The organism is Bacillus sp. m3-13, from assembly GCF_000175075.1.
Taxonomy (GTDB): Bacteria; Bacillota; Bacilli; order Bacillales; family Bacillaceae_I; genus Sutcliffiella_A; species Sutcliffiella_A horikoshii_C.
In genome coordinates, this window is record NZ_ACPC01000019.1 from 24159 (window position 1) to 48242 (window position 24084).

28 protein-coding genes and 1 pseudogene are annotated in these 24084 nt (G+C 42.2%); 17 read left to right on the forward strand and 12 right to left on the reverse strand.

All coding sequences use genetic code 11. The annotated features are described in order from the left end of the window. From M313_RS0110570 to M313_RS0110595, 6 genes are all read right to left on the reverse strand, one after another. Window positions 1-186: a hypothetical protein gene (locus tag M313_RS0110570; protein ID WP_157182457.1), complete on the reverse strand. Its 186-nt coding sequence runs from the start codon at window positions 184-186 to the stop codon at window positions 1-3. 103 nt (window positions 187-289) lie between these two features. After that, window positions 290-2002 (reverse strand): glutamine--tRNA ligase/YqeY domain fusion protein, encoded by a 1713-nt coding sequence (locus M313_RS0110575; RefSeq protein WP_010195008.1) that lies wholly within the window; start codon window positions 2000-2002, stop codon window positions 290-292. A 369-nt stretch (window positions 2003-2371) separates the two neighbouring features. Continuing rightward, entirely contained in the window at window positions 2372-4030 is a 1659-nt protein-coding gene (locus tag M313_RS0110580) for a b(o/a)3-type cytochrome-c oxidase subunit 1 (RefSeq protein WP_010195010.1), read from the reverse strand. Continuing rightward, window positions 4027-4500, reverse strand: coding sequence for a cytochrome c oxidase subunit II (locus tag M313_RS0110585; protein WP_010195012.1), 474 nt, complete (start codon window positions 4498-4500; stop codon window positions 4027-4029). Before M313_RS0110585 ends, M313_RS0110580 begins: the two co-directional genes overlap by 4 nt. A 27-nt stretch (window positions 4501-4527) precedes the next feature. Further along, a complete protein-coding gene (locus M313_RS25220; RefSeq protein ID WP_010195013.1) occupies window positions 4528-4695 on the reverse strand; it encodes a cytochrome c oxidase subunit 2A in 168 nt (55 codons plus the stop codon). A gap of 15 nt (window positions 4696-4710) precedes the next feature. After that, entirely contained in the window at window positions 4711-5070 is a 360-nt protein-coding gene (locus M313_RS0110595) for a cupredoxin domain-containing protein (RefSeq protein WP_010195014.1), read from the reverse strand. A 219-nt stretch (window positions 5071-5289) separates the two neighbouring features. Here M313_RS0110595 and M313_RS0110600 point away from each other — a divergent pair, with 219 nt between their 5' ends. The 8 genes and pseudogenes from M313_RS0110600 to M313_RS0110630 all read left to right on the forward strand — a co-directional run bounded on the left by M313_RS0110600 (window position 5290) and on the right by M313_RS0110630 (window position 11132). After that, window positions 5290-5964 carry a YdeI/OmpD-associated family protein gene (locus tag M313_RS0110600; RefSeq protein ID WP_010195015.1) on the forward strand — a complete coding sequence of 225 codons (675 nt, stop codon included), beginning with the start codon at window positions 5290-5292 and terminating at the stop codon, window positions 5962-5964. A 100-nt stretch (window positions 5965-6064) separates the two neighbouring features. Further along, window positions 6065-6895 (forward strand): DUF2935 domain-containing protein, encoded by an 831-nt coding sequence (locus M313_RS0110605; protein WP_010195016.1) that lies wholly within the window; start codon window positions 6065-6067, stop codon window positions 6893-6895. 125 nt (window positions 6896-7020) lie between these two features. Continuing rightward, window positions 7021-7692 carry a haloacid dehalogenase type II gene (locus M313_RS0110610; protein WP_010195018.1) on the forward strand — a complete coding sequence of 224 codons (672 nt, stop codon included), beginning with the start codon at window positions 7021-7023 and terminating at the stop codon, window positions 7690-7692. A 15-nt stretch (window positions 7693-7707) separates the two neighbouring features. Further along, window positions 7708-8211 (forward strand): peroxiredoxin family protein, encoded by a 504-nt coding sequence (locus tag M313_RS0110615; protein WP_010195019.1) that lies wholly within the window; start codon window positions 7708-7710, stop codon window positions 8209-8211. Window positions 8212-8787: 576 nt separating this feature from the next. Beyond that, a pseudogene (locus tag M313_RS26965) lies at window positions 8788-9390 on the forward strand (methyl-accepting chemotaxis protein); the annotation flags it as partial. A 118-nt stretch (window positions 9391-9508) separates the two neighbouring features. Beyond that, window positions 9509-9694, forward strand: coding sequence for a hypothetical protein (locus tag M313_RS26145; RefSeq protein ID WP_010195021.1), 186 nt, complete (start codon window positions 9509-9511; stop codon window positions 9692-9694). 167 nt (window positions 9695-9861) lie between these two features. Continuing rightward, window positions 9862-10332, forward strand: a complete 471-nt coding sequence (locus M313_RS0110625; protein WP_010195022.1) for a DUF2243 domain-containing protein — start codon at window positions 9862-9864, stop codon at window positions 10330-10332. Further along, entirely contained in the window at window positions 10329-11132 is an 804-nt protein-coding gene (locus M313_RS0110630; protein ID WP_010195023.1) for a cytochrome c oxidase assembly protein, read from the forward strand. The genes M313_RS0110625 and M313_RS0110630 overlap by 4 nt, the downstream gene beginning before the upstream one ends. 59 nt (window positions 11133-11191) lie before the next feature. On the opposite strand, the gene M313_RS0110635 is transcribed toward M313_RS0110630, so the two are convergent. Then, a complete protein-coding gene (locus M313_RS0110635; protein ID WP_010195024.1) occupies window positions 11192-11854 on the reverse strand; it encodes a spore coat protein in 663 nt (220 codons plus the stop codon). A 148-nt stretch (window positions 11855-12002) separates the two neighbouring features. Here M313_RS0110635 and M313_RS0110640 point away from each other — a divergent pair, with 148 nt between their 5' ends. Beyond that, on the forward strand, window positions 12003-12209 hold the full coding sequence (locus M313_RS0110640) for a hypothetical protein (RefSeq protein WP_010195025.1): 207 nt from the start codon (window positions 12003-12005) through the stop codon (window positions 12207-12209). Continuing rightward, a complete protein-coding gene (locus M313_RS0110645; protein ID WP_010195027.1) occupies window positions 12190-12504 on the forward strand; it encodes a YbjQ family protein in 315 nt (104 codons plus the stop codon). Before M313_RS0110640 ends, M313_RS0110645 begins: the two co-directional genes overlap by 20 nt. Window positions 12505-12567: 63 nt before the next feature. Here the strand turns inward: M313_RS0110645 and M313_RS0110650 are convergent, their stop codons facing one another. After that, window positions 12568-14130 (reverse strand): glycoside hydrolase family 10-like protein, encoded by a 1563-nt coding sequence (locus M313_RS0110650; protein WP_010195029.1) that lies wholly within the window; start codon window positions 14128-14130, stop codon window positions 12568-12570. A 261-nt stretch (window positions 14131-14391) separates the two neighbouring features. On the opposite strand from M313_RS0110650, the gene M313_RS0110655 reads away from it, so the two are divergent. Both M313_RS0110655 and M313_RS0110660 read left to right on the forward strand, forming a co-directional pair. Beyond that, a complete protein-coding gene (locus tag M313_RS0110655; protein ID WP_010195030.1) occupies window positions 14392-15159 on the forward strand; it encodes a MerR family transcriptional regulator in 768 nt (255 codons plus the stop codon). A gap of 437 nt (window positions 15160-15596) precedes the next feature. Further along, a complete protein-coding gene (locus M313_RS0110660; RefSeq protein WP_034774788.1) occupies window positions 15597-16925 on the forward strand; it encodes a hemolysin family protein in 1329 nt (442 codons plus the stop codon). A 52-nt stretch (window positions 16926-16977) separates the two neighbouring features. On the opposite strand, the gene M313_RS0110665 is transcribed toward M313_RS0110660, so the two are convergent. Further along, window positions 16978-18207 carry a hemolysin family protein gene (locus tag M313_RS0110665; protein ID WP_010195032.1) on the reverse strand — a complete coding sequence of 410 codons (1230 nt, stop codon included), beginning with the start codon at window positions 18205-18207 and terminating at the stop codon, window positions 16978-16980. A gap of 205 nt (window positions 18208-18412) precedes the next feature. Here M313_RS0110665 and M313_RS0110670 point away from each other — a divergent pair, with 205 nt between their 5' ends. The 4 genes from M313_RS0110670 (at window position 18413) to M313_RS0110690 (ending at window position 21351) form a co-directional block, all read left to right on the forward strand. Beyond that, window positions 18413-19579: an FtsW/RodA/SpoVE family cell cycle protein gene (locus M313_RS0110670; RefSeq protein WP_010195033.1), complete on the forward strand. Its 1167-nt coding sequence runs from the start codon at window positions 18413-18415 to the stop codon at window positions 19577-19579. Between the two features lie 122 nt (window positions 19580-19701). Continuing rightward, window positions 19702-20112, forward strand: a complete 411-nt coding sequence (locus tag M313_RS0110675) for a hypothetical protein (RefSeq protein WP_010195034.1) — start codon at window positions 19702-19704, stop codon at window positions 20110-20112. A 448-nt stretch (window positions 20113-20560) separates the two neighbouring features. Continuing rightward, window positions 20561-20902, forward strand: a complete 342-nt coding sequence (locus M313_RS0110685) for a MerR family transcriptional regulator (protein ID WP_010195036.1) — start codon at window positions 20561-20563, stop codon at window positions 20900-20902. Beyond that, a complete protein-coding gene (locus tag M313_RS0110690) occupies window positions 20902-21351 on the forward strand; it encodes an SRPBCC family protein (RefSeq protein ID WP_010195038.1) in 450 nt (149 codons plus the stop codon). The genes M313_RS0110685 and M313_RS0110690 overlap by 1 nt, the downstream gene beginning before the upstream one ends. A gap of 41 nt (window positions 21352-21392) precedes the next feature. Here M313_RS0110690 and M313_RS0110695 read toward each other — a convergent pair whose 3' ends face one another. The 3 genes from M313_RS0110695 to M313_RS0110705 are packed head-to-tail and all read right to left on the reverse strand — an operon-like array spanning window position 21393 to window position 23182. Further along, window positions 21393-22154: an HAAS domain-containing protein gene (locus tag M313_RS0110695; RefSeq protein WP_010195040.1), complete on the reverse strand. Its 762-nt coding sequence runs from the start codon at window positions 22152-22154 to the stop codon at window positions 21393-21395. A gap of 18 nt (window positions 22155-22172) precedes the next feature. Further along, on the reverse strand, window positions 22173-22853 hold the full coding sequence (locus tag M313_RS0110700) for a DUF1129 family protein (protein ID WP_010195043.1): 681 nt from the start codon (window positions 22851-22853) through the stop codon (window positions 22173-22175). After that, entirely contained in the window at window positions 22850-23182 is a 333-nt protein-coding gene (locus M313_RS0110705) for a PadR family transcriptional regulator (protein ID WP_010195045.1), read from the reverse strand. The genes M313_RS0110700 and M313_RS0110705 overlap by 4 nt, the downstream gene beginning before the upstream one ends. Window positions 23183-23393: 211 nt before the next feature. Here M313_RS0110705 and M313_RS0110710 point away from each other — a divergent pair, with 211 nt between their 5' ends. Beyond that, on the forward strand, window positions 23394-24071 hold the full coding sequence (locus M313_RS0110710; RefSeq protein WP_010195048.1) for an AlkZ-related protein: 678 nt from the start codon (window positions 23394-23396) through the stop codon (window positions 24069-24071). The last annotated feature ends 13 nt before the right edge of the window (window positions 24072-24084 follow it).

Sequence of the window (24084 nt, forward strand, 5' to 3'; positions counted from 1 at the left end):
TCAGAGATATTCCCTCTCTATTTCGCCTGTGGAGTCATGAATTCCTGCCTGAAGCATGAAAGAATACGTTTTATCCGCGGAGATTTTGATTTTATCCGCGAACTTTTTCGTTTTATCCGCGAAGATTTTGATTTTATCCGCGAACTTTTTCGTTTTATCCACTACTTTCACCCATATAACCGCCATTCGACAAACCTCAGCAAATTTTGCAACAATTGAGCCACGTGCCCGCCCCACCCAACCAACAAAAAACCCCCGTTCACGAACAGGGGCCATCAATCACTCTACTCTATAACTTAAACGAACTCTTCAACGACACAATCTCATTAAACACAAGCTTGTCAGCTGTGGTATGTTTCGGATCCACATTAAAGTAGCCGTGGCGGAAGAATTGGAATTTCTCCTGTGGTGCCACATCCTTCATGTTTTCCTCCACAAATCCGTTCAACACTTTCATGGAATTCGGGTTTACTTGGTCCAGGAAGGATTTTTCGATAACTTCCATCGACTCTTCTTCCGTGCCAGCTACATTTGCGACTTCAGCTTCCACTTCCGACTCAGGCTCCTCGTCCAATAGCAACGGCTCGAACAAACGGAATTCAGCAGGGACCGCTTGGGAAGCTTCTACCCAGTGTAATGTCCCTTTTACTTTACGGCCAGTGAACCCAGTGCCGCTCTTCGTTTCCGGATCGTACGTACAGTGGATCTCCACTACATTTCCGTCTTCGTCTTTTACAAAGTCCTCACACTTAATGAAGTAAGCATGCTTCAGGCGAACCTCATTGCCAGGGAAGAGGCGGAAGTATTTCTTCGGCGGATCTTCCATGAAATCCTCTTGCTCGATATAAATCTCGCGGGAGAATGGAATTTGTCTTGTTCCCATTTCCGGATTTTCCGGGTTATTTTCCGCATCCAGCATTTCCACTTGTCCTTCAGGGTAGTTGGTGATGACCACTTTCAAAGGACGTACAACACCCATGGTACGAGGGGACTTCAATTTCAAATCTTCACGTACAAAGTGATCAAGCATTTGCGAGTCAACAAAACCGGATCCTTTAGAAACACCTGTTTCACGAACGAATGCGCGGATTGCTTCAGGTGTGTAACCTTTACGGCGCAGTCCGGAAATTGTCGGCATACGAGGGTCGTCCCATCCGTCCACAATTCCTTCTTCCACAAGCTTGCGCAGCTTACGCTTACTCATGACGGCATTGGTGATGTTCAAACGGCCAAACTCGATTTGCTGTGGCGTTCCTGCCATTTCCGTTTCCGCTACGACCCAGTTGTACAGTGGACGTTGGTCTTCAAACTCCACGGTACAGATAGAATGAGTCACATCTTCAATCGCATCCTCAATTGGGTGTGCGAAGGCATACATCGGGTAGATGCACCATTTGTCTCCTGTGTTATGGTGCGTTGCATGAGAGATACGGTAGATGACCGGGTCGCGCAAGTTGATGTTCGGTGACTTCATGTCAATTTTTGCACGAAGTACTTTTTCTCCGCTGCCAAATTCGCCTTTACGCATGCGCTCAAATAGATCAAGGTTTTCTTCCACAGAACGCTCGCGGTATGGGCTGTCTTTTCCTGGTTCTTTTAAAGTACCGCGGTAAGCACGGATCTCATCAGCAGACAGGTCGTCCACATACGCTTTGCCTTTTTTGATTAAAAGAACAGCGCGATTGTACATCTCTTCAAAGTAATCAGATGCAAAGAATAGTCCGTCCCAATCATAGCCAAGCCATTTTACGTCTTCTTTGATGGAGTTAACATACTCAACGTCTTCTTTTAAAGGGTTGGTGTCGTCAAAGCGCAGGTTCGTTTTTCCGTTGAACTCGTCAGCAAGGTCAAAGTTGATGACGATGGACTTTGCATGTCCGATATGTAGGTAACCGTTTGGCTCTGGAGGGAAGCGGGTGATGACATGGTTGCGCTTGCCAGATTCCAGGTCCTCTTTTATGATATTTCGAATAAAATTCGAGTTTGCTGGGTTATGTTCCAAGTTTTTCAACCTTCCTTATATAAGAATGCCGGGGGAGCGGGCTTTTTTAGCTATTTTCCCCACATTTATGATAGTCAATATTGTAACACAAGAAATGGCAAGCGCAAAAGCTTATAAGAAGGGGAAGGGGAAGATTAGGCAATGGTTTAACACCGCTGTTGATTTCCGCGCTAGGCTTTGCTTTCCGCGGGCGGTCCGGAAGCCTCCTCAGGCTTCGCCTTGCGGGGTCTTCCCTGTCCCTTCCTCCCGCAGGAGTCTTCGCCTATCGCTCCAATCAACAGCTAGGTTATTTGATCACTCCAATTCCCCTTTTTCACAAAATAAAAAAGCAGCGGGACCCCTTCCTCCCACTGCCCATATCACCTTCCATCACCAAGGTCTGAACGGAGGTGATCCTGGTGGTGCATTTTGTATCATATCCATTAACGGAATGGTGTAAGCGAACAAGATTAATGCCACCGCAATTCCGATCCATAGCTTCCAGTTTTCAAGAATGCGTGGGGTTTCCCGTGCATCTTCCGCCACCTCGCCGATCGGGAATTCCGTATGGGCTTTTGGTGCGAAGAAGGCAAGGTTGATGACGATGTAGATCATCAGCATGGATGCGACAAACAGGATGACCCCGCCGAGTGCCATCGTGACCTGGTTTGTGAAAACTCCATCAAACCAAGCGGCAGCTGTCGCATGATCCTGATAAGTGGTATAGGCGGTACGTCGTGGTGCGCCTAACAACCCAAGCAAGTGCATCGCACCAGACATAAAGAACATTCCAACCGTCCAGAGAATCGTCTGTGTCATCGCAAGTTTGTTCATGCGTGCGGTGAAGGCCCTGCCGCGCAAGACTGGAATTAGCCAGTACGCGATCCCGAAGAATGTCAGGATAACGGTGGATCCAACGGTAATGTGGAAGTGTCCCACCACCCAAAGCGTGTTATGGACAACAGCATTCATTTGGTTACTGGCGTTGATGATTCCACCGGTTCCAGCGGGGATGAAAAACAGCATTCCCATAAATGGTGCGAAAAAGCGTGCGTCACCCCAAGGCAATTTTCGTACCCACCCAAAGGCACCTCTTGCTCCTTTAGCCCGACCCGCCAATTCAAAGGTGGCAAAAATAGAGAAGGCGGTCAGAAGCGAAGGAACAATTACCGCAAAGGTCAAAACAACCTGCAGGTATTTCCAAAACTCAGAAATCCCGGCTTCCATCAGTTGATGGTGAAAGCCTACTGGAATCGAGAATAATAAGAACAACACAATAGCCAAGCGAGCTAGTGAATCACTGAACAGCTTTCCGCCGATGATTTTAGGAATGCAGACATACCAAGCGATGTAAGCCGGCAATAGCCAGAAGTACACCAACGGATGTCCAAAGTACCAGAACAATGTGCGGCTCAATAAAATATTGATGTTATCAACAAGGCCTAGCGACCAAGGTAAGAATTGAAGCAGCACAGTTGCGGCAACCCCGATGGAAGCGACATACCATAATAGAATCGTTCCGACTGTCATAAAGCTGAACAGTGGTGTTATTTGCCCGCGGTTTTGCTTTTTCCAGCGGATATAATGTGCCAACAAACTTGCCCCGCCAATCCATGTTCCGACCACAAACAGAGTCAACCCTACATAATAGAGGGGAGAGGCTTGCAATGGCGCGTAAAAAGTATATAAGACCGATGCGTCATTCGTTAAGATCATTGCAAAGCTTAATAGAGTGCCGATCGTGAGTACCCAAAAGCCGACCCAGCCTAATCTTCTTTCAAAGGGTGTCATCGTGCCCAATGTTCTGCTCATCCCGGCATGAAGGAAACCGTAGATAAAATAGGTCGTCAACACAAGTGCAAGAAGCACACCATGTGCCGTCAACAGCTGGTAATAGCTGATGCTGTAAGGCAGTTCAATTAGTCCCCCGCGCACAAGCCCTTGGACCACACCTGCCATTGTTCCCAAGAATAGCGCAGCAAAAGCGATATAAATATAGGCCATACTTAATTTTGAATCATGAATGTCTACTTCCGCTGCCTGTCTCATTCGTCTGTCACCTCAATTTCCATTTGCATATTCTGATGTCCAATGCCGCAATATTCATTGCAAAGGACAAGGTAAGAGCCAGCTTCTTTGAATGTATGTTCCGATTGGTTGATGTGTCCAGGTGTGATCATCATGTTGACGTTTGTCTTCGGGATGGTAAAGCTGTGGACGACATCCTGGCTAGTCAGCTGGAACTTGACAGTAGAGCCTTTTGGAACGGTAATTTTATTAGGTTCATAGCCAAATGTCATAGCAATGATGGTAGCTTCATAGGTGTTCTCGTCGATTTTCTTCAATCCGGGCTCATCAAATGGAGCGGATGCTCTCACATTCTCCGCATCCACAGTGGCCATATGACTTGGTGGATGGTGCCCGTGAGCAAAGGCGGTAAACCCAATGACGGATAAAAATACAACCAAGGTCCCAACGCCAAAAATTAACCAATATTTTTCATAACGGTGTAAATGCATCTATTTGTACCCCCCTTTTTCTGCCTCCTAATTTCGTGAAATAAATAAGCTGAACACGCTGACCCACGAAATGACGATAAACGCCCCTAACAAAAATACGGCAATCAATGTTCCTTTTAATGAAGCTTCCTCTTCTTTCAGAGGGAGCTTCTTGTCGGTAGATTTCTCAGGACGTTCATATTGTACATTTGCCATCCCTGACACCCCTTTCTATTCCACAACCAGTTTGGAAACCATCTCTGTGTGCCCTGTTCCACACATGATGTCACAGATGATTTCGTATTCCCCAGGCTTAAGGTTTGCAACGACACTGCCATCCCCTTGAATCTTCACATCTGTTCCTTTAATGGTAATTCCGTGGTGACCTTCCACGTTTTCATTGTGGATAGCAACAGGTTTGCCGGCAGGAGCAGTATAAGTAGCTTGATCGAATTCCCAGTTCGAACTCTTAATCGTTACTTCTGCCTCGGCATCTTCCACCGAAACCTCATCAGAACCACAACCGGTCATAACCCCTAATAGTAAGACAAGTGCAAAGCAGCACACCAAAAATTTTTTAAAAGAAAACATACTCGCCACTTCCTTTTTCCAATTTTTATCTAAATGATCTATGCACCTTCATTGTAAAAGGTGGAAGGAAATAAAAGTGTGATAAAAGTCACACATCTGGAAGAAAAAGGTGAACATTTTGTTAACAAGTGAGCAAAGTGAAAAGCACGTTTTGATCATGCGTGATTTTGTTATAATAGTAGATAGAAATGTAAGGAAGCAGAGGGGGATGTAAGAGAGATGAATGCCGAAAAAACCATAGTCGATAAACTGAATCTGCAAAAATATGAGAACCGTTTATTTTTGCAGTTGCCTGAGAATGCTGGGGAGTTTGAAGGACTGGACTATGATACTTCTATTAAAAAGGACAAGTATGATTTGATCTTCTTGTTCATGTTCTCCATGGAAGATTTCAACAGGTACGTTCAAATCATAAATGAGAAGCAGTTGCTTTCTGATAACGGCTATGTGTATGTCGCCTATCCGAAAAAGGGGAATTTGGTCTACCCGGAATACATTGAGCGGGACAGCTTTTATGCGGAGTTAAATCTGGATGAAGAAAAGTACCTGCCAAACAGCACGCTTAAATTTTCAAGAATGGTCAGCCTGAATGAGGTTTTCACAGTAGTAGGGCTAAAATCCACGCCTAAGAAAGCGAAAAAGAAGACAAGTGCAAAGAGCCAATGTGTGGATGACTATATTGCTCATATCGATGACATTAAGAGCTTTTTGAAAAATAATGAAGCCGTATTGGCGAAATATAACGACCTGACATATGGCTACCAAAAGGATTGGGCGCGTTATGTCTATAGTGCCAAAAGGGAAGAAACGCAGGAAAAACGACTACACGAGATGGTAGCAATCATTGATGAGGGCCATAAATCAATGGATCTTTATCGACGAAGCAAAAAATAGTAATAAGATAAGGCGTAGCTTATTTTTTAATAGGCTGCGCTTTTCCTTATCATGAAAACCTCTCCTGACAAATAAGTTGTATAAAGAGGAGGGGGACAGAATGAGTTATGAACCGATTACCCCATGGGAAGAGCATGAATTTTGGCTGGGCATCTTAAAAGACCACGCCTATTTTATAAGAGATTATCTATCCCCGGAAGAAAAGAAATGGGTCAAGCAGGCAGAGACGTTTATTGAGACTTTTGGAAAAGTGGAGCAGGAGTTGAAGAGGGTTCCTAAAGATGCACCTGTGGATTCAGGACCGATGATCAGGCTATCGGAAATGGCGAATGAAGTGGCATACAAGTACTACTTGTTCGAAGGCAACCTGTTGAATCTGAGGCTCTTTAATAAGGTCAATTTGAATTTGACACCGACTTATCTGAATGGAACGCTTTTGGAAAACAGGGAGTACTTGAGGATACTGGAAAGCTACGTCCAGGGAAAAGATTATCCTGCATTAACTCTCGTCGAATTGTTAAGCATGTGGCTGGATGATCAGTTGGGGCATGCCTCTTTATTATTGAGGATGTTGGATGGCGTGGAGTTTGCACTGGTGGAACGAGCCAATCATGTGAGAGGGAAGTTTTCGCAGTTTATTGTGAAAAATGACATGATGGAAGGCTATCTGCATTTTACAGAACCAGGCTTTCCTGCGCAGATGAGGTTCGCAAAGGAAGTGTCAGTCGAAGTGGTGAAGTTTAATAATCTGGTGGCCGAAGTACTGGAGCTTTACTTGGACGACGAACTCATTAATCAAAGTACACTGCGATTTCTCGAACACCACTTTCCGGAATCCTGCTATTTTATGAGAAAGTTATCCTATTACGCGCCTTCTATTAGCTATCCGGCATGTAAGTTGACGAAGCCTACGTTAAGAAACCTAAATTAATGATAGTAGATAAACACACTACCTCTATGTCAGGTTGGTGTGTTTTTTTATAAGCATATTAAACAGTTTACTTTATTCTTAAGAGGGAATTTTAAAAAGAGAATACCATAAAGGAAGTGTTAGAGTTGCCCCCTACTATTTCAACATTCGTATTTGATGTGTATGGAACCTTATTTGATGTTCATTCTGTAAAAGAAAAAGCGGATGAATTATTTGACGGAAAAGGAACGGAAATCAGTGAAATATGGAGGAGAAAACAGTTGGAGTATTCGTTTCTTCGCCAACTGATGGGGAACTATGAAACATTTTCCGAGGTAACGAAAGATTCTTTGAAGTATGCATTAAAGCAATTGGCCATTCCGTTTTCTAACAAAGAAGTGGAGTCTCTTATGGTGCAATATACTTCTTTGCATGCCTATGATGAAGTACAGAATGTGTTAAGCACGCTTAAAGAGAATGGGAGGGTTCTTGCGGTCTTCTCAAACGGGTCGCGGGATATGTTGGAGCCTTTGGTCGAACAAGCAGGGATGAAAGAGTATTTCCACCACATTATAAGTGTAGATGACACGAAACAGTATAAACCTACACCTGCATCCTATACGGGAGTCCTTAAAGAGATAGGTGTGAAAAGAGAAGAAGTTCTATTTATGTCTTCAAATGGATGGGATATCAGCGGCGCCAAAAACTTTGGTTTTCATACTGCTTGGATTAACAGAAATCATTTACCCCAAGAAGAATTGGGGCTAGCCCCAGATTACACATTTGATTCACTAGATGGCATTTTGGATTTATTATAAAAGGAGGAAATGAACATGGGATATCTTAAATTAAAGGACAAAGCTCCTGAATTTAAACTTACTCAAACTACAGGGGAAACTTTCTCGTTTGACGCTCACCAAAAGGAGCATGAGGCATGGCATTTGATCGTCTTTTTCCGCGGTTCATGGTGCCCTGTCTGTCAAAATGAATTGAAGGAACTAGAGGAAAGCAAGGGGTACTTTGAGGATAAAAAAGTACATGTCTTGGCCATTGCTACAGAGGAAGTGGAAAAACTAAAGGAAATGGTATCGGAATATGATTTGACTATGCCTGTCCTTTCAGACTCGAAACTTGAAGCGTTAGAAGCATATGGTGTCTATTATCATGGAGAAGATGCTCCATATGAAGACCATGGAGTTCACGGGGAACCAGCCTATTTCCTTATTGATGAAAAAGGAAAACTACTCTATCAACAAAGGCAGACAAGTCCATTTGGTAGACCGTCTGTATCTGAGCTTCGAAAAATTGTGAAATACATTGGGAAGAATTTAAAGTAACCTTGAGGCGAATCTACATTTCTCCAACCCGCGTCACCTTCAATTCTTGAAATTTTCCAGTTAAGTAATTTAAGCCATTGTCTATGGAGATAAATTCCTATACTATTAAAAATAGACAATTGCTTGAAGTTATGAAGCAGTCCCCTCTCCTAGTGAGAGGGATTTTTTGTATGAAAAAGGGGAGTCAGGATGATATTCAAAAGGGAACGCCAACAAGGGAAAAGCTTCAGTTTTGAAGAGGGAAAAGGGAGTCTTGAGGTGAAAAGAGATAGTGAGATTCTCAAGCAAGTAAAAATGATAGACCTTCACAAAAGGGACTTGGAAATTATAAACGCCATTCAACCGTTTGTTACGGCACAAATCGAGGATATTGTAGCGAGATTTTACAAGAATCTAGAGAATGAACCGGCGTTATTGACAATCATTAATGATAATAGCTCCATCGAAAGGCTTAAAAAGACGCTTAAACAACATATTACCGAAATGTTTGATGGGAAGATCGATGAGTCCTATTTTGCAAAAAGGATAAAGATAGCGCAAATACATGTAAAGATTGGGTTGCAAACGAAATGGTATATGTGTGCATTCCAAGATTTGCTTTTATCGCTGATAAACATCATTGATAAGAATATTTCAGACAAAGAAGACTGCCTTCTTGCAATCAGAGCCGTTTCAAAGCTGTTGAATTTGGAGCAGCAGTTAGTATTAGAGGCATATGATCAGGAAACAGAAAGATTAAAAGGAGCTGTGGAGGAACAGAAGCGACACGTTAGGGATAATGTAGCGAGCGCATCTGAAAATTTAGCTGCTATTTCAGAAGAGACGAACGCGGCGTTTCAACAATTGCTCTCACGTTCTAGTGAGATAGTGTCTCTTTCAAACAACGGAACAGAGCTTTCCATACTTGCACAGGAGCATGCAGAAAATGGAAAGGGCCAAATACATAAACAAACGTTGAATATGACAAATATTCATGGTTCAGTCAATGATATTTCAAGGGATGTGGATGTATTATTAACCATATCAAAACAGATGGAAGAAATCGTAGAAATTGTGACAGGAATAGCGGACCAGACCAACTTGTTGGCGCTTAATGCTGCCATTGAAGCGGCAAGGGCTGGAGAGTCAGGACGCGGCTTTGCTGTGGTAGCAGGTGAGGTTCGAAAACTTTCCGAACAGAACAAAAAAATCAGTAACAAATGTTTCTTCTCTTATCCTGAATACGAATAAGCAAGCAGAGGAATTGATAAAGTCCTTAGAGAGAATAAGAGTCGAAGTCAAAAGTGGCGACGATAACATGAAGCAGACAGAAAAACACTTTGAAGAAATTTTAAATATGTTAGGGAAAACTTCTAATCAAAATAACAAAATCAACGAAGAAGTATTGTCTTTTGTGGGTGTGGTAGATGATTTGGGAAAGGCATTTGAAGAGGTTGCTCATTCTGCAGATAGCTTGACTATGATTACGCAAGAGATGAAATAATTTATAACAGATGCTGGTGGGATTACATTCTCACCGGTTTTTTTTGCTCCGTTCACTAATTCCCCCTGAATTGTGGATAGAAAAGAGTGAGAACTTGATTACAAGACAAGTTTTAGGGAAATTATGAAAGAAAGTTTATTTTCTAAGAATAGGAGTTGAACGATGAAATGGATAAGGCTACATCCAACTATAGCAGACGTAATTTGTGGTCGGGGATTCTCTTTGGATTAGGGATGGTTGCTTTTATAGATGAAACGATCTTTCACCAATTGCTTCACTGGCATCATTTTTATGATAAGTCCACAACAAGTGTGGGTTTAGTTTCCGACGGGTTATTTCATGCCTTCAGCTGGTTTGCGACGATTGGGGGCTTGTTTTTATTTGCTGATTTAAGAAGAAGGAAGTCGCTTGTATGGAAAAGGTGGATAGGCGGTATTTATTTGGGGGCAGGAGTTTTTCAATTATATGATGGGATCATTCAACACAAAATCATGCGCATTCATCAAATTCGGTATGTTGATAATGTAATAATTTATGATGTGATTTGGAATACGATCGCTGCGGGGATGATAGTGGTGGGTGTGATTTTAACGATCAAAACGAATAATAGGCAACGTTCCAAAGAGGTTGCTTCATGAGCCTACTCACACACATCCATCATCAGGCAGAGATAGGTGGTTGGACCAGTCAGCTTCTGGTGGTTCCTTTTTTATTTGCATTACTTTTATATATAACAGGAGTGAAACTATCCAATCAAAAATATACAAAATGGCCGCTCAAGCGGACTTTGTTGTTTACTAGTGGAATTATCTTTGCTGTGATTGCTTTGGCAGGTCCTATTGCAGAAAGGGCACATGTGGATTTTTCCTATCATATGTATGCACATCTTTTATTAGGGATGTTGGCGCCGCTATTGCTTGCTTTGTCGGCACCTATGACCCTTTTAATGAGGGCGCTTAGCGTTAATGCTTCCAGAAAGTTAACACGATTCCTAAAGAGTAAACCTATCTCGGTTGTTACAGATCCAGCTGTTGCTACTGTCTTAAATATCGGAGGATTATGGCTCCTATATACAACCTCATTGTATGAAGCGATGCATCAGCATGTAGGGCTATTTCTTTTCGTACATTTCCATGTGTTTTTGGCAGGGTATTTGTTTACGATATCGATGATTTATGTTGACCCTACAGCGCATAGAAGAAGCTACCTCTACCGGACCATCGTCTTCATCCTTGCACTCGCCGGACATGGTATTCTATCGAAATTCATCTATTCTTGGCCTCCAAATGGTGTGCCTGTAGAACAAGCGGAAAGTGGAGCAATGGTTATGTACTATGGCGGCGATGTAATTGATGGAATCATCATAGTCATCCTGTGCTATCAATGGTATAAAGCTACACGGCCGAAAGCACTTAGCGAGGTAGCGTTGAAAAGGTAAGGAGTAGTGATTGGAAAAAGAAGCCGTGGAGAACTTTCCCTCCTTGGCTTCTTTATTTTTTAGTGAGTCATATTCCCCTGATTCGGTACAGTTGTATAACTTTGCAGCATAGCATTCATATCCTGCATGGCAAGCTGCGGTACCTGATAGTAACCATGTTTATTTTGATAAAGAAAAATCTCGTAACTCATTTCAATGAAGTTTGGCACACTGTCTGCAATGACGCGACGAAGGACCGGATTGGTCATTTCAAGCGCAGTCATGGCAAGCAGCGTCGCAAGCCCCTTTGTTTGTCCAAGCATATAAGCGGAAAGCCCTTTGTCAGCAAGCTCATTGACGGATTGGTTCGGCTTTTTTGGTTGTGAAGGTGTGATGCCGTATACGACGTCATGTGTTTGGGTCATTTTATACACTTGAGTAGAAACGGATGGCTTCTGACCAGTTCGGAAACTTTCCACGATGGTGTTGTACATCTGGGTTACAAAGGTTGTTTGGCGTTTCACGATATCTTTTAGCGCAGGATCCTGGATATGCTGTTCGTACATTTGGTATTGGTCGAGCATGCTGATAATGCCGGCAATCACTTCATGTGCATCGAATAGCTCGTGCCCGCCGTGATTCGTATTTGGGGTAGCTTGTGTCCCTTGTGTGTTCATGTTCATTGTTGGCGGCATCTGATTTTGATTCATATTTTGTCCTTGTGAGGTAGGTTGATTTTGCATGTTTTTCATCTCTCCTTAAAGTGGCATTCTATCTTATAATGAGCAAATTTGTCCCATTCATGTATGAAAAGTGAGGCGGGAAAATATAATGTCAATGGTACAAGGAGTTTCTTGTTGGGTGGGGAATAGTAGTGGTGGAGGGATGAGGATGATCGAAACTCTAAAGAAGGTGCTGGTGCTTGTAGTAATCCTCGGGCAAGTGGTCGGTGTGGCCCTGCTTATAGTTAATATTTGGTTAGGAGTTATGTTTTACATATTTTATGTGCTTGCACTCCTAGCACTATTCATTGTGCTTATTGTAGAGCGTGCAAAAGAAAAAGAGGAGGATGACAAAAATGATTATAGTGACTACTGAGTCGGTACCAGGGAAAAAGATTGTGGATCTGAAGGGATTTGTGAAAGGTAGCACGGTGCAATCAAAACATATTGGGAAGGATCTATTGGCAGGACTGAAAACGATTGTCGGGGGTGAAATCAAGGAATACTCGGAAATGATGCAGGAGGCTCGTCAAAAAGCAATCGGCCGGATGGTGGAGGATGCAAAGAGCAAAGGGGCGAATGCTATTATTTGTGTACGTTTGGAAACCTCGAGCGTCATGACGAATGCATCCGAGATTATTGCTTATGGGACGGCGGTAACGGTGGACTAATAAGAAAAGAGAAAGCGCTTGGTTAGCAATGTAGCCCGCCAAGCGCTTTTTTCAGAGGTGTCTTTATTTTACAACCTTTACAATCTTCGCATCCTTACTTTCCAACCCAGTATTGGAAACGGAGGTTACGCCATACGTATAGCGCTTGCCTTCCTCAATGGTGCTGTCAATATAAGTGGTAACACCTTCTGTTGCATACACAACATCCACAATATTCGCAGGATTGTTATAATCTCCTTCTTTCATCCCATCGAAACGGTAGATAACATATTTCCTTGCGTCAGAATGCTTTTTATCATCGATTGTTAGGGTGATACTGCCTTCTGTTTTAACTGCTTTCACCGTGTTTGGCTTTTGTGGAAGCTTTTCGCCGTTCCACGGAGTTGCAGGAACGAGTGCAGGCTCTATATAGATTTCGTTTGTTAATATATCTGCATAACCAATGTTATTTTTAATGATTTGTCTAAGCGAGAAGTGCATCTGTCCTTGCGTATTCTCGTCTTTGCGGTTGTCTAGAATCTGTTCAGGAAGCTCGTATGGGTTATCCCAGTTCTGGTCAAAATTGTCTCCAACCTTGTAGTCCGCTGTTCCGATATACAGGTTCACCGGATGGTTATGGGCATATTCTTCGACTTCATTGCTCCACCAGTCAAGCAGGATGGAGTAATCGGCTGCTGCAAAACCGCGGGACCAGTAGATTTGCGGTGTGATGTAGTCGATACTGCCGTCTTTGATCCATTGTCTTGTATCCGCATATAGGTCATCATAGTTTGTTTGGCCGGCTTGTGTATTGCTTCCTGTCGGATCCATTGCGATATTTCTCCAAACACCAAATGGGGAGATTCCAAACTGTACCCAGCTCTTTGTTTCTTTGATCGTGTCATTGATGGCCGACACTAGGTTGTTTACGTTGTCGCGTCTCCAGTCTTCGATATTATCAAAACCGCGCGGATCTGCTTCAAATTGCGCTTGATCCGGGAATTCCTCTCCAGCTCTGCGATATGGATAGAAGTAATCATCCATATGAACCGCTTCAATGTCATAGTTCGTTACAAGCTCCTCGACAGTTGAAAGTAGGTAATCCTGCACTTCCTGAATACCAGGATTCAAGTAGTATTGAAAACCGTATCTAACCACCCATTCAGGATGTTCCTTTGCAACATTTTCCTCAGAAAGGCTTTCTAATGTTTCAAAAGGCATCGTCACACGATACGGATTAACCCAAGCGTGCACTTCGATACCGCGCGCATGAGATTCATCAATCATAATTTGGAGCGGGTCATAACCTGGGTCTGTTCCTTGTGCACCTCCAGTAACATATTTGGACCAAGGATCGATTTCAGATGGATAAAAAGCATCTGCTGTAGGTTTTACCTGATAAATGATCGTATTAAAGTTTTTACCTTTTAGAAAATCAAGCGTTTCTTCTACCCATGCTGTATAGTCTGCTTCGTTCAATCCTGCTTGCACGTCAATGTTTTGAACTGTGGCAATCCAGGCTGCCCTCATCTCATGCTTTGGCTGCTGACTCATTTCTGCACTCCCTTTCGTTGTAAAAAGAGGGAGAGTGAAGGAGAATAATAATGCGGTAATCATTATGTACTTACATGCTTGTCCAAATTTCATTTGTAGCCCCTCGCTTTCTTTTTGTTTATTAGTAAACGCTTACAAAAAACTGAAATAAAATTTCAATAATTTACAGAAAAATTGAAACATTACTTCTGTTTCCATTATAAAAGGAATGAAAGTGAGGGGATATAAGACGAAAGAATTAAAATGCAGAATATTCAAACTTAAACAGTAAACATATAGGCCTATTTTTTAAAAACCTATTTACCTTTACGCAACGTCAAGGTGTACACTGAATTTGTCAGGAGGTGATCAATGGTGGAATACACCGTACAGAAATTAGCAAAATTGGCTGGAGTGACAGGCAGGACGCTGCGTTATTATGATGAGATTGGGATTCTCAAGCCGGCGAGAATAAGTGCATCGGGGTATCGCATCTACGGGCAGGCGGAAGTGGATATGCTGCAGCAAATCCTCTTTTACCGCGAGCTCGAACTGGATCTCGAAAGCATCCAAAAAATCATCAACGCTCCATCCTTTAATGAAGTGGAAGCACTTAAAGAACACCGTGACAAGCTTCTGACAAAGCAAAAGCGGCTTGAGGGCCTCATTGAAAGTGTAGACCGGACACTGGCTGCGAAAGAAGGGAGTATTACTATGAGTGATAAAGAGAAGTTTGAATCATTTAAGCAGAATATGATAGATGAAAACGAAGAAAAATATGGCGAAGAAATCAGAGGAAAATACGGCAACGAGACGATCGATAAATCCAACGCTAAAGTAAAAGGCATGTCCAAGGGTCAATACGAACAAGGAGAAAAGCTTGGGGAAGAGGTGCTGAACGTCTTGAACGAAGCATTCAAAACTGGTGACCCTGCAGGAGAGCTTGCACAAAAAGCCGCCGACCTGCATCGCCAATGGTTAGGTTATTACTGGGACTCTTATTCCAAGGAAGCGCATGCCGGACTTGCTCAGATGTATGTGGATGACGAGCGATTTACAGCTTTTTATGATAAAAAACAAACTGGTACAGCAGAATTCCTGCGGGATGCCATCTATATCTACACAGGAATGCAAAAACAGTAAGGTATACCAAGTCCCTACTCCTTTTAAAGGGAGTAGGAATTTTTCTACTAATCTACAAATATTGACTTTACAACAAAACTATAATAGAATTTTTCTTGATAGTTTATGAGTTTAAACTATCGCTCTGATTTTTAGAGCTTATAATACTCCAAAGGGGAGTAGCTGACAGTTATGTCGTCAATCCGTGACAACAATTAAAGTCACCGGCTTAACTGGCAACATTAAACATGTTGTTTGCGAGACCTTTGCCACTTAGGTATAGGTTAAATAACTTTACAAATAAAACCTCTACCAGTTTTTGGTGGAGGGTTTTTAATATTCAGACTGGGGGAGAGTTCTAATCTAAAATTAGGTGGAATAGTTAAAGGTAAAGGTAGAAAAAATAAAAGTGGAAAATTTCGGAGGTGAATCCCTTTTTTTGAGGGAAACAATTGGATATTGACAGTATATTAATTATGAACTTACTTTTAGTGGCTTTGTTAATAGGTTTAACAGCGTTCTTCGTTGGATCGGAGTTTGCAGTGGTAAAGGTGCGTATGTCCCGAGTGGATCAATTGATTGCAGAAGGAAACAAGACAGCGGTCGTGGCCAAAAAGCTTATTGCGGATCTGGATTATTACTTATCCGCCTGTCAGCTTGGTATTACGGTAACAGCATTAGGTCTTGGTTGGTTAGGAAAACCGACTGTGGAAAGACTTCTGTATCCTTTATTTGAAAACTTTGGAGTACCTACGTCTGTTTCTACAGTTGTTTCGTTTGCGGTGGCATTCTCGCTAGTCACATTCTTACACGTAGTGGTGGGAGAGTTAGCACCAAAGACGCTTGCGATTCAGTTTGCAGAAAAAATGACATTGCTTATTGCGAGACCGTTATATTGGTTCGGTAAACTGATGTACCCGTTAATCTGGACATTGAACGGTTCAGCGCGTGTGTTGCTTCGCATGTTCGGTGTACAACCTGCAAGTCATGAGCAGGCCCATTCAGAAGAAGAGCTTAAAATCATTATGACGCAAAGTTTTGAAAGTGGAGAAATTAATCAAACAGAACTATCCTACATGGAAAATATATTCACTTTTGACGAAAGAGTCGCAAGGGACATCATGATCCCGCGTGTGCAAATCGTCACTTTATCTAATAGCATGTCTAAAGAAGAAATTATCAGCGTATTGGATGAACACCAATACACCCGTTACCCTGTTACAGAGGATGGGGACAAAGATAATATTCTCGGATTTGTGAACGTAAAGGAAATGCTGACAAACTTCGCTGCTGGCAGAGCAGGGGAGATGAAAGACTTCCTACACGAGCTTCCACTAATTCATGAGGTGACCTCCCTGCAAGACGCATTGTTAAAAATGCAGGAAGAACAAGTTCATATTGCATTAGTAATTGATGAATACGGTGGTACTGCAGGTATCATTACGATGGAAGATATCCTCGAAGAAATCGTGGGAGAAATCCGTGATGAATTTGATGCCGATGAAGTAGAGGATATTCAAGAAATTGAAACAGATCTTTTTCATATAAATGGTCTTGTCTTGTTGACAGATATTGAACACCAATTCGGGATAATATTTGATGAAAAAGATGATATTGATACGATTGGTGGCTGGATGCAGGTAATGCTGCAGGACTTGGAAGACGATGAAGAGCAACATATTAAACATGGTGAGAACATTTGGACTGTACTTGAAATGGAAAATCACCAGGTAAAGCAAGTTGGCCTTCAGCTACATGCACTAACAAATCAGCATCAACAGTCATAAAAAGTAAGAGGGTGTCGCTCTTCCAAGAAGAAGAGCGACACCCTCTTTACGTTTAATTGGCTTTTTTCTTCACTTTCACTTGCTTGATGACATTGTCCTCCATCTTCAATATGTCAAAGTGAAGGTGATGGTATTCAAGGGATTCGCCCTCAGTTGGAATATGTCCAAGCTCTTTGAAAAGAAACCCTGCAACCGTGTCCTCTTCTTCGGGGACCTTTGTTTTAAACACTTCATTAAAACGTCGGATGGCAATTTTTCCATGACAGATAATTTGAGTGTCTGTTAATTCTTCAATAAGAATTTCCCCGGACTCATCCGTCTCATCCTCAATTTCCTGCCCAATCATCGCTTCAATAATATCCTCATGACTGATAAGCCCTGTCGTCCCACCGTACTCATCAATAACAATCGCCATATGTTTTTTCTCTTTGAGCATCATCTTAAATACTTTTTCGATGGAAGTGGATTCAGCTACAAACAGTGGACTTGTGTCCATAAAGTCCTTAATTTCTAATTCCGGTCTTAAAGACCAATTCAACAAAAATTTAGCATGAAACACACCGATGATGTTATCCATATTATCTTTATAGACAGGATAACGGGTATAACTGCTATCCATTACAAAGCTTCTCGCGTCTTCAAAAGTAATATCACAAGGCAACCCGTGAATCTCAATTCGCGGTGTCTTCAACGCATCACGGACATCCTTGGTATAAAAATCAATGGCACCGAGAATATGCTGCGATTCTTCTTCGTAAAAGGTACCCTCCGTGCGGCCGATATCCACCATCGTTCTAAGCTCTTCCTTGGAAAGAGTCGCCTCTTGGACCATTCCTCTAGAAAGAAGGCGGATGATGAAATTAGTCAGGATAGAAAGCAAAAAGATCAGGGGCTTTAAGACAAAAAGTAGAATGGAAATGACAGGTGCAACAATGAAAGCCACTTTATTAGCAAAAGTAGCGGCAATGGACTTAGGCACCACCTCTGCGCAAATGATAAGTACAACAGTCAATACAGCCGTAGCGACTCCTACACTCCAATCGTAATCAATTGCGATAAGTGTCACAAGCGTTGGTAACATAATATTAGCGATGTTATTTCCAATAAGAATAGCTGTAATAAACTGATCAGGGCGTTCAATCAGTTTCATTAGTTTCTGGGCAGCAACATCCCCGTTTTCTGCTCTAATTTGGATTTTCATCCTGTTAACAGCTGTCAGGGCTGTTTCACTTCCAGATAAGAAAAAAGACATAAACAGGAAAAAAGCTAATGCAATAAACAAAGTATGTAGTCCTCCTAAAATAAGTTAGTTCTAATTTCCCCTTTTTCCACCTTCACATGCATTATCCATAATTTTATGGATTGACCTTTATGTTTTTCTCTAATATGCTTTATAGGTTATTCTATTATTAAACATATCATTAACTTAAATAATAATATAAACAACCTTAAAAGAAAAAGTATAAGTAGAGATAGGAGAGAAAACAGTGGAAAAAGACTATAAACCTCAGTTGGATACCACACTGATTTTTCTTATGGGGATTATGGTAGTTGCAAGCCTTTTTGCGTTAAAGAGTGTAGAACCTACCCTGCCGCCAGTATTGCAGAACATAAACTTTATGCAAAAACAGCTAATGTGGTTCGTTGTCGGAGCGATTGGTATCGGCATATCATTGCTGATACATTTTGACTACTTACGAAACTTGGCTTGGATTACATACGGCATGGGAGTCGTTCTGTTACTCGGGCTGGAGTTTAACGTTCCATCTTCTCTTGTCAGCACGATAAAAGGGGCAACAAGTTGGTACACATTGCCTGGCCTTGGTAATATCCAACCTTCAGAATTAATGAAGATTTCCATCATATTAGTGTTAAGTAAAATTATTGCCGACCATCGCGCCCAATATGAAGTAGCGACATTGCGCGACAGTTATTTGCTTCTTGGAAAAATAATCGCCGCCTCCAGTATTCCATTATTTCTAGTAGCGAAACAGCCGGATATGGGGACAACCATGGTATACTGTGCGATTATCGCAGCCATGATCCTCGTTTCAGGTATCAAATGGAGCATTATCCTATCACTAGTCGGTGCAGCGTTAGGATTCATTGCATTGTTCTTATATATTTTCATTGCACACCCAACATTTTTCCATACGTATCTAATCCCTGAATATCAACTGGACCGTTTCTACGGCTGGTTGAATCCCTATGAATACCAGGATGTACAAGGCTTCCAACTGGTAAGATCCTTGCTTGCCATCGGTTCTGGGGAATACACGGGTTCAGGCTACGGTGAGATGAATGTCTACCTGCCTGAAGCACACACAGACTTTATCTTTGCGGCCATTGCCAGCCAGTTCGGTTTCATGGGGGCGACGGTTGTCATCTCGTTATTCTTTTTCTTAATCTATAAAATTACCTTCATCGCTATGGAATGCCATGATACGTACGGTACTTACCTTTGCGCAGGGGTTATCGGCATGCTGACTTTCCAAGTGTTCCAAAATATTGGGATGACAATTGGACTGCTTCCTATTACAGGTATCCCGCTGCCGTTTTTCAGCTACGGAGGGAGTTCGCTTCTGACCTATATGATCGCAGTTGGGATTGTTTTGAACGTGCAGATGAGGACTAGGAAGTATTTTTTTGAATGATAGGTTTTTGATCCCTTACCGCTTGGAGTGGTAGGGGATTTTTGAACTCCATGAAAAAGTATGAATGATATGGGTTGTCTGATATATAATGGGAAGTAGAGAATAGAAACGGGGGTACAGAGATGTATATTTTTGGTTTAGTTTTATTTGCGATTAGTTTTGGTCTAATCGGATTCGGTGTGTTCACGACGCTTGTTCGATCAGAAAAGAAAAAAGGGCGCATTTCGCTTGTTGTTGGTACAATATTGCTCATTACGACGTTTGTGATGTATACGTATTTCCCCTCAGCATCCGGTGAGGATCAAATTACGGTGGAGAGTGTGGCCGTGACAGAAGCGGAGAACGGTGCTTATCGTTGTTCAGTTACCGAAACAGATTATAATGGGCTGACTTATCATTATGAAGCGGAGAACAAAGAGGATGCAGAAGCATTCTGTGGCCAGTTTGAGGTTGGAAAAGAGTATACGATTTCTTTTGAATATGATTTAGATACTGAGGAGTATACCTTAGTCGAGTTGGTAGGCAAGGAATAATGATGAACACCTAAGGAGGCGCTAGTTGCTGCACTTGGGTGTTTTTTTAAAAAGTGGGTTTAATTTTTATGGTTTTGGGGTCTGGGTTGGCGGAAGGATCAAATGTCCGAAGATTTCCGGATTTTGACCGAAGATTTTCCAAAGTTGACCGAAGTTTTGGCGAAAGTGACCGAAGATTTCCCTTAGTTGTCCGAACGAAATTTTGAGGTGTCCAAAGGTAGCAAAAAGTTGTCCGAAGGGATACCCTCAATTGACCGAACCCCTTACGAATAAGGGGGGAAAGTGTCCGAAACAACGAACAAAATGACCGAACGCTTTTGGAACTGCATTAAAACGTATTACTTTGCCTGTTTTTAGCGCAAAACTATCTCAACACACACAAATTAAAAATTCCCCATTGACCATGTGGTGCACCACACAGTTTAAACTAAACAAAGGAGGGCAAGAAATGTACAAAGTCAGTGAATTTTCCGAGATGACCGGGCTCAGCAAGGAGACTCTGCGCTATTATGCGGAAGTGAAGCTGATCGAGCCCGCTTATATCGATCCTAATAACAACTACCGGTATTACGATGATGGCAGTTATTTTCTGGCCTTACTTTTAGTGAAACTGAGGAGCTTTGGGTTCACCATTCAAGAGATGATTTCGGTGATGGAAGATGAATCGTTCGAACACCTTGAAGATTTACTCATTCAAAAGAAAGAAACGATCCGCCTCCAAATAGAAGAGTTGCAACAAAAATCAGAAGAAATAGATGCCTTCTTGGCGTCAGGGAAGGAGACAAAATAATGATTCAATGGCAAGAAGAACGTGTGATACCTGTTCCTATTGAAAAAGTGTGGGAACTCTTCCTCGACAAAAATATCAAAAGAACCATGCCGAAAGTGGAAGAGCATACGCTAATAGAAAAAACAGAAACAGAGGTAGGGGCCAAACACCGCCAAACATATCGCGAGGGCAAGCGGGTGGAAACGTATATCGTGGAGACGCTTGCTTATGAGGACAAGCCCGATAGGAAACATAAACAAATAGCTTTTGTACTCGGAAAGGCATTTGAAATCAATTTGTCTTTTACGCTGGAAAAGGTGGATGAGACGCATACACGCTTCATTTATGCAGGCCATAACAAAGGTGTCAACTTTGTGGGGCGGGCGATGTTGAAGCTTGGCAGTGAGAAGAGCAATAATAAAGTTGTGCAGGAGTATATGGACCGTGTCGAAGCAGAATCGATGAAATAGAATGGGAGCTGACGTGATTAAAAACGCGCAGCTCCCAGTTTTTATTTTGCAGAGGTGGATGTCCTCTTAAGCTCGAAGAATAAATAAGCCCCGATTAATGCATACATGATAAGACTGCTGCTCAATAACTGGTTTTCTGCCGATAGGTCGGTAAGGGCTACCAAGTATTCCGGTACAATGTAGAAGATAGGAAGCACAATGGAAACAATCGTCTTACTCCAAATTGAAATCCCAATTAAAAACGAGATGGCCATACTTGCGACAATAAGGTTGCCGTAATAGCCGAGCATAATAATCGGTGAATCGATATAATTTGGCAGGAACATTAATCCAAGGAACATGGCAATCGATAGAAAGCTCACCAAACCAAAGAAAAAGAACTCCTTTGACTTGGAAAAAGTATGACTGGCGATATGCCTGAAGGTCCCCATGTAGGCAAGGATCAAGATGATACAAACTAGCGGGTAACCAATCAGCTCCACCAGCGAATATTGAAATCCGCCAAAGACGATATCCTTCAGGACGATGCCGGAGAATGCACCAAGTATAATGATTGGAACATATTTAGCCCAGCCGCGTACATCAAAGGACATTTCGCCGGAGATCTGCTCCATGTATTCTTTCGGGGAGCTTCCGATGATATGCTCGACACTCTTATTCTCTTTTTCCGCTTCGTATAAATGCACTTCTAGCTCATCCGTTATCTCATCAATTTCATTTGTCTTTTTGCCACAGGAAAATAGGTAGATTCGTAAATTTTCTATGAACGTTTGGCTCTTTTTGGATAATGGTAAATGGTTCATTTGGTGTTCTCCTTTCGTTTAATGGGTTTGATAGATGCGCTGAATCAATTTTCCTGTGCCTAGTAGAATGAGCGCGATAATCAGGTAAATCCACCATTCTATCAAAATTCTTGGGCCGAAATCAGGAACAAGCCAGGAGAACAATAAAATCAGCGCGAAGGAACCTCCACCAAAAAGGCCAGCTTTTAGATAGGCGCGTTTAGCTGATTTCTTTTCACTGAAAAGGCTCGAACGAACTAAGGTGAAGATTACTTTCACTCCTAGAGCGGACACACCTAGAACAGCCAAAGCTAATACTATTAAATTCCCTATAGGAGAAGGTGCTTTTATCTCAGTAAAAAAAGGCATGATCAAGTGAACAATGGAAAGCACGAGAGCGAACCAACCTAAAGAATTACTGACCTGGGTGCTTATGAAAGGAATCACATCCCGCTTTTTATCTTTAGGAAGCCCTTCAATCAGTTCATCTGCATATGCTTTGGGGTCTGACCCTAGCAGCTCTGTTCCTGATCGCCCTTCATGTTGTGCTTCTAACATATGGTCGAGGAGGTCCATCAGTAATTCCTCGCTTTCATGTTCCGCCACTCTTAAATCCGTACGGATATATAAGAGTAAATCCTCATACAATTTCAAATTATCATCACTCAAGAGCTTCCGTTTTTCATTGTTCTCTTCAATTAATTTCTTTGTGTCTCTCATCCGTTTTCCCCTCTTTGCAATAATTGACTTACAGGACCTGCGATTAGCATCCATTCGCTTGAAATTCGTTCAAGTTCTTCTTTTCCGGCAGCGGTTAGAAAATAGTATTTTCGGTTTGGCCCGGAAGCGGAAGGTCGCATTTCCCCTATGATGAATCCGTTTTTTTGAAGTCGGAGCAGAACCGGATAGATGGTGCCTTCACTGATGTCCGGCAATCCGACTTTTTGCAGCTGCTGGGAAAGTTCGTACCCATAGACTGCTTTCTCCTCGACAATTGCCATCACGCAGGCATCGAGGATTCCTTTCAATAGCTGGCTTCTTGCTGCCATGTGTTCACCTACTTTGGTTGTGGTAAAAAGTATTTTCGGCTCCGGTATCTTGTATAACAAGTTACTTAGTCGAAGTGCTGCGGCTATCTTGTATTACATGATACTCTTATTATATGCACAGCTATCTTGTATTGCAAGGTATAATTGGAAAAATTTTAAAGGACTCTCTGCGGTGGATGTAGAATTTCTAAAACATAAGGAGAGGATTACAATGACTACACAAACTAGCACCATCCATACATATGAAGAGGCCGTTGCAGTGATTAAAGAAGTGGGCTTGCTTCCGCTTGCGCCGTTATTCGAGGATTACCCATCGCTTGGAGGCATGACGCCGAAAGAGGCATGGCATTCTGACACAGAGAAAGATCCGTGGATTTGGAGGACGCTTTTTGCTGCAGATGGAGTGGCGGCTTATGGAAAGTTCATTAAGAAAAAAGCGATGTTCATCTCAAAGGATTTACTTCCACTAATGCTTGTTGCACTTGCAAGTACAGAAACCGTGGAGAAGCGATACGAAAAAGGAGAAGTGTCCCGTGAAGCTTTGTCCCTTTTCAGCCTCATTTCGGAGAACCAAGGAATTGATACGAGAGTACTGCGAGCAAAAGCTGGAATGAAGGAAAAAGAAAAGAAGAAAGCCTTTGACCAGGCATTACTGGAGCTGCAAGGGAGTCTTGATATTGTGGTATCGGGGACAAAAGAAAAGCAGGACGAAAATGGCGAAAAGAATGGGTGGAGCAGTACGTCTTATGAAACGATGAAGCATTGGTGTGATAGAAATTATATAGAAGTGCCGGAATTGAAAAAGGAAGAGGCAACCGAAAAGCTGATGAATCATTTTGAAAGTTTTACATCAGAAGCGACGATGAAGAAGTTGAAGAGAGTTTTTTAGTCAAACGTTTGTT